This window comes from Bacillota bacterium, assembly GCA_012837285.1.
Lineage (GTDB): Bacteria > Bacillota > DTU030 > DUMP01 > DUMP01 > DUNI01.
Genome location: DURJ01000152.1, coordinates 1 through 5,886, shown reverse-complemented (window position 1 = coordinate 5,886; position 5,886 = coordinate 1). Strand labels below are relative to the sequence as shown.

Genomic DNA, 5,886 nt, shown 5'->3' with positions numbered 1-5,886 from the left:
TTTTTAGCCACCGACAAGCCCGTCAGTAAGTTGTCCGTATACCGATCCTGCATAATCTTGGACATAATGTCGTCGGCTGTCTCGTCCATAACTCCGCGAAACAAGTCTCCCGCCCATTTGATGACCACGCCAATCCTGCCTCCCTTTAGTTTCACAATGCAAATAGGATTCAGCCGACTTTATTATGTGCTCTTTTGGGCCGGAGCGGCATGGTACATATTGCCACCCGACGCGAGGCGTCTTAAGTTGTCGCTGCTGCTGGGAGACCGGAAAAGATTATCGATCCACCAGATTAAAACCGGGCAGTCAGCCCGCAAGGACGACTGCCCGGTTTTGTTTAACCGCCGCCTACTAAAGGAAAGATAGCTACGGTATCATTTGGGCTGAGCTTTGTTTTCAGACCTTCCGGTAAGTGTTCCAGGTGGCGGCCATTCACCAAGATAATAGCTTCATCACTAACGCCGTCGGGGCCATAGACCGCCTGGTGGAAACGAGACCTATGCTCTAAGGCCAGTTGCTCCAGCAACTCTTGCAAGGTGCTTGCGGCCAAGAAGGTTTCCTTTTCGCCGGTGATTTTACGGATGGTGGCAAAAAAGCGTACCGTTACCACTTAAGCCAGTCCCAACTCGGCTAGTTTTTGCTCGGTGGGAATGCCGTCGTCACTCCAGCCACGCACCTGGTAATACTCCGGTAGCATCTCGGGTAACTTACTCACTTTACCCTTGTTGGGACCGGTGGGGATAGGTTCCTCCAACATGCGCGGCGGTAAGGTGTCGTCGGCTGCCGTTAAGCCGGCTGCCAGGTTAAATAGCCGCTCAAAATTCCAGATCCGATCGCCGCAGTGCATAAACTCATCCACCGAATAGCTAATACCGGTGGCGGCGCTAAGCATGGCCGCAATCTCAGGTCCACCGATGGCAAAGGTGGTAAACAAGCAGATCCCGCTGGAATCCAGGGCAGCGGTAAGATCCTGGAACGTCTTCAGCCAAGCCGGCTTTTCGGCCGTGCTGTCGGGATCCAGCTTCTCCGGTATGCCCAGTACTTCCGGAGAGGTCAGGTAGCCGCGCACATGGCAGCCGCCACGGTTGGAAGTAGCATACTCCAGACCCATACCTTGGACTCCCCGCGGATCATAAGCCGGCATCTCTTGCTTCTTTACACTCATGGATAACTCGGGCCGCCCGTATTTGTCCGCCAAGCGATATGATCCCGCCGCCAGCTCAGCCCCGAAACCACGCTTGTACCCAGTGTCTTCCGTAAGCTTCACTATGGCCTCGGCGTTGCCAAAGTTCAGCCTAATGCCGGTGGTTTCTTGATCAATTATGCCTTCCTCGAACAGTTCCATAGCACAAGCAATGGTACTGCCCATGGTAATCGGATCGATGCCTAGCTGATCACAGAGGTTATTGGCTTTAATGATGGCATCCGCGTCATCTACTCCGCACTGGGAACCATATGCCCAAGTAGCTTCGTATTCCGGTCCTTCGCCGGTGTGAGCCCAGGGACCGCTCTTAACAGCGGTGACCCGACCGCAGGAAATCGGGCAGGCAAAGCAAGCCGTCTTACGCACGTATTTAGTCTCGGCCATGGTCTCGCCGCTGATCTTGTCAGCCGCCTCGAAGTAAGCGGTGCGGAAGTTGTTGGTGGGTAAGGATCCGACTTGGTTTAGGATATTAATCAGCACGTTGGTACCATAGGTGGGCAAGCCGCCAGAAGTAACCGGGTGGGCAGCCAGTTTGGCCCTGGCATCCTGCACCGCTTCCCGGAAGGCTTCCTTATCTGATATCTTCACCCCACCAGTGCCACGTACTACCACTGCTTTCAGGTTTTTCGAGCCCATAACTGCACCTACGCCGGTTCGACCGGCAGCGCGGTGCTTGTCATTGATGATCCCAGCAAAAAGAACCCGTTTCTCACCGCCGGGACCGATACAGGCCACCTTAGCTTCCGGGTCAGTCTCCTCCAATAACAGATCCGTGGTTTCACCGGTGAGCTTACCCCACAGGTGCTTGGCACAACGAAGCTCTACTTTATCGTTGTAAATCCAGAGATAGACCGGTTGCTCTGCCCTTCCCTCCACAATGACTAAATCGTAGCCGGCATACTTCAGCTCCGGCCCAAAGAAGCCGCCGGAGTTGGAAGCAGCAATAGTGCCGGTGAGCGGTCCTTTAGTGACCACATTGTAGCGTCCGGCCGATGGAGCCAGCGTTCCCGTAAGAGGGCCGGTAGCGAATAACAGCTTGTTTTCGGCTGACAATGGATCTACGTTAGGATCGATCTCATCTGCCAGTATCTTCTCGCCCAACCCCCGCGCCCCGATAAACTGTTGGGCTAGCTTTGTGTTCAGAGGTTCAGTGCTAACTTTCCCGCCGGTGAGATCCACTCGCAGTACTTTTCCTACCCAACCGTACATTAGGACTGCACCTCCTCAACCAGTTTGGCAAACTTGGCGGAATAGGCTTTTTTCCGTCCCAGGGTAGCGGTGTCCTGAGCTACGTACTCAATAGCCTTGTTCAAACACCAACGGGCACATTCCGGCTCACCGTTACAATAATCGCATTTTACCGCTTGTTTTGCCGTGATACTGTAATTGATGTTACCGAAAGGACAGGCCATCACACACATACGGCAGCCGATACATTTGTCTCCGTCCACCGACACCAAGCCACTGTCTGCATCTTTAGAAATGGCGCCCGTCTTACAAACCGACATACAGTACGGCTGGTCACATTGCAGGCAGGTCAACGGCACTGATACACCGGCCCCAAACCTGAGTACCGATATTCTGGCTGCCGCCGGCCGAAACTCGTTCTCGTTCTTGAACGAACAGGCCAGCTCGCAACTGCCGCAGCCTGTGCAGCGTTCCGGGGAAATCAGCAGAATGTTACTCATGACCTTCTCCTCCCCTTAAAAATTTGTACCTGTGCATAAATTGGGAACTAACAGATTTCACCTCCTTACCTATCTAATGATCAGCACCGCCGGCCCAAAAAGGTCTCCGCCTCGGCCCGTTGCCGGCAGCGCGGACAAAGCTTATCATCTATCTCCCGACCGAGCTCCCGACGAACCCAGGCCAGTTGTTCACGGGTTGCAAAGGCTGTGCCACAACGTTCGCAGCATACCAGCTCGAAGGTCCGCCCCCAAATCTTTCTGGTGCCCCCTTCTTCTACTACCTCTATGGCTCCAGTAGGGCATACGGCAGCACAAGCAGCGCAACCGACACAATCTTCCGGCAGGTCGTTAAACGGTGGGCCCACTTCTTTCTTCTGTCCTCGGAAACCGGTTCCAATGGCATTATGCCCCTGTAGAGCACAAGCTCGCACACAGCGCAAACAGAGAATGCATCTTTCGTGCTCAGTAGGTAAGCGCTCTAAGCTTTTGACTCCGTAGCGCGCGGCTAACTCTTGGACTGCTTGGTTCTCACCATTGCGAGCCAGCAGCAAAGTTAGTAAAAACTGACGGGCAGCCTGAACACGGGAACTATCTGTTTCCACCTGGGACGCCCGCTCTGCCGGATAAAGGCAAGACGTTACCAGACGGGTACGGCCACGTTCCTTCACCTCTACAACACACAGCCGACAACTTCCCCACGGCGTAAGACCCTCGTGGTCGCATAAAGTTGGTATGTCAATGCCTTGCTCTCGAAGAACATCTAAAAGACGCTTCCCGGGCTGGGTAAACGCTTGCTCACCATTGATGACTAGGCGAACTTCATCAGTCATTTGTTTCGCCCCCTTATGCACGCGAGCTTACGGATTCTGTCTTGCAGCATCTCCATTTTGCTTTTCTTAGAAGCTTTCGGCGATACCGGTGGCATTGCTTTAATAGCATCAAAACGGCAGACATCAACGCAACTTCCGCAGCGGGTCCAACTTGGAATATCAATAGTATGAACAGTCTTAACTTTGCCCTTAACACTATCTGTAGGACACACCCGACTGCAGGCACCACAACCTTGGCAACGCTCCGGATCCACTTTGTACACAAACAAGTGTCGGCATACTCCGGCCTGGCAAAATCCGGCTAAATGTTCCTCGTATTCCTGATGGAAATATTTAAACGTTGACAATACTGGATTAGCAGCAGTCTATCCCAAGCCGCAAAGGGCTGTATCTTTTAATCCTTGCGCCAGTTCTTCTATAAGCTCAATATCTCCTGGGTGTCCTTTTCCTAGGGTCAGGTTATCCAACAATTCTAGCAATATCGGTATTCCTTCCCGACAGGAAGCTATTTTTCATGTTCAAGATATACTATTTTACAGCAAACAAAAACGAGTTGCTTTAGGCAATAATGGACGTATTGATCCAGAGAGTATCGATGATTATCTAGCCGTTGGTGGTTATGCGGCTCTAGCCCAAACGTTAACTAACATGTCACCGGAGGATGTTATCGAAGAAATCAAGCTATGGCTTACGGGGGCGTGGCGGGGCTGGGTTCGTCACCGGGATTAAATGGGAGACGTGCCGACAGTCGGCCGGTTTGCCTTATGTTATTGCCAACGGTGACGAAGGAGACCCGGGTGCTTTTATGGATCGTAGCATCATGGAGGGAGACCCTCACAGCATTATCGAAGGTATGATAATCGGTGCTTATGCAGTGGGGGCCAAACAGGGTTATATATACATCCGGGCAGAGTATCCGCTGGCCGTAAAACACGCGCAGCACAGCTCTTTGTGCTGCGCGTGAGAGGGGCCTTCTAGGGAAAGACATATTAGGAAGCGGTTTTTCTTTCGATATACGCATTTATAAGGGTGGTGGCGCGTTTGTTTGCGGCGAATCCACTGCTCTTGTGGCTTCAATAGAAGGACGTCCGGGTGAGCCACGGGCCAGTACCTTAAGGCTACCGCTGGCACGACACCCTGTTCCACCACATATCCAAAGTATCTTTTGTTCAGTTGACTGTGACTGGCACAGCTGATTTTGGTATTGTATTAATGAAGCTGCGTCAGTAAATCTCATGGCTACACCTTCTGTAGTATTTTCTGCACTTTGCTCACCGTCAGTTCACCATATGTTTGATCATCGATGACTATCACCGGCGCCAAAGCACAGGCCCCTAAACAATTTACCGTCCAAGGTGAATTTAAGATCAGCCGTGGTCTCTCCCGGAGCTATGCCCAGTATGCTTTGCAGTCCCTCTAAAACAGCGGGGGCACCTCTTAAATGACAAGCTGTTCCCAAACAAACCCTTATGACATGCTCTCCTCGCGGCTTTAAGCTTAAGCTCTTATAAAATGTGGCCACACTATAAACTTGGCTCAACGGGATTTCTAGATAAGCAGCCACTTCTTTCAGTGCTTCCTTGGGTAAGTAGTTATAATGGCTCTGCAGATCAAGGAGCATTCCCAACAGCTCACCTGGTCGACGAGGATGACGGGCCGAAATTTCAAGCAAGTTGGTATCGTCAGACTTTAATATAGCCAAAGAGCACACCTTCTTCTAGTTGCCCCGGCACAGCTGGTTGGCAGTACCAGGCAGAGTCTTTATTGTTGCACTGGTAGCGAGACCATTGTTATTCCATCTCCCAGGTATGCACCTCCTCGGCTGTTGGTATCGGTTTCACTACCCGACCACCTCCTCCCCTGGCGGCGGTAAACACCTTCGCCCTGTTCGCCCTGTAGGTTTGGTGCTGGTAAAAACCTGCCGTCCGCAGTCTAAAAACTAGATACGAAGGCCCGATGCCAAAAGTGTAAGCAGGTTGTGCTTGAGCTTCCACTTGAAACGCCGGGCCTAGAATGTTGCCTACTATTGATGCCCAATTGCCAGCTCTTCGACTACAGCGGTGAGGGCTTCTCCAGCTGTGCCATATAGCACTACATCGGCTCTCCTATCAGCCAGCGTCGGATCACGATTGACGATAGCTAGATGAGGTGCCTGAAAAGCCAG

General features: G+C 52.2%; 6 protein-coding genes and 2 pseudogenes. 1 reads left to right on the top strand and 7 read right to left on the bottom strand.

Annotated features, from left to right (window positions below):
* Nucleotides 1-337: 337 nt before the first annotated feature.
* The 5 genes from GX016_08975 to GX016_08955 form a co-directional block, all read right to left on the bottom strand.
* A complete protein-coding gene (locus tag GX016_08975; GenBank protein ID HHT71681.1) occupies nucleotides 338-610 on the bottom strand; it encodes a MoaD family protein in 273 nt (90 codons plus the stop codon).
* On the bottom strand, nucleotides 611-2,413 hold the full coding sequence (locus GX016_08970) for an aldehyde ferredoxin oxidoreductase family protein (protein ID HHT71680.1): 1,803 nt from the start codon (nucleotides 2,411-2,413) through the stop codon (nucleotides 611-613).
* On the bottom strand, nucleotides 2,413-2,892 hold the full coding sequence (locus GX016_08965) for a 4Fe-4S dicluster domain-containing protein (protein ID HHT71679.1): 480 nt from the start codon (nucleotides 2,890-2,892) through the stop codon (nucleotides 2,413-2,415). The genes GX016_08970 and GX016_08965 overlap by 1 nt, the downstream gene beginning before the upstream one ends.
* 80 nt (nucleotides 2,893-2,972) lie before the next feature.
* Nucleotides 2,973-3,722, bottom strand: a complete 750-nt coding sequence (locus tag GX016_08960) for a 4Fe-4S dicluster domain-containing protein (GenBank protein HHT71678.1) — start codon at nucleotides 3,720-3,722, stop codon at nucleotides 2,973-2,975.
* A complete protein-coding gene (locus tag GX016_08955) occupies nucleotides 3,719-3,991 on the bottom strand; it encodes a 4Fe-4S binding protein (GenBank protein HHT71677.1) in 273 nt (90 codons plus the stop codon). The genes GX016_08960 and GX016_08955 overlap by 4 nt, the downstream gene beginning before the upstream one ends.
* 148 nt (nucleotides 3,992-4,139) lie before the next feature.
* Between GX016_08955 and GX016_08950 the strand changes: the two are divergent.
* Nucleotides 4,140-4,918, top strand: a pseudogene (locus tag GX016_08950) (hypothetical protein).
* Nucleotides 4,919-4,961: 43 nt separating this feature from the next.
* On the opposite strand, the pseudogene nuoE reads toward GX016_08950, so the two are convergent.
* Nucleotides 4,962-5,343: pseudogene (gene nuoE, locus GX016_08945) on the bottom strand (NADH-quinone oxidoreductase subunit NuoE).
* A 402-nt stretch (nucleotides 5,344-5,745) separates the two neighbouring features.
* The coding region (locus GX016_08940; GenBank protein ID HHT71676.1) for a hypothetical protein at nucleotides 5,746-5,886 on the bottom strand (141 nt) is incomplete at its 5' end.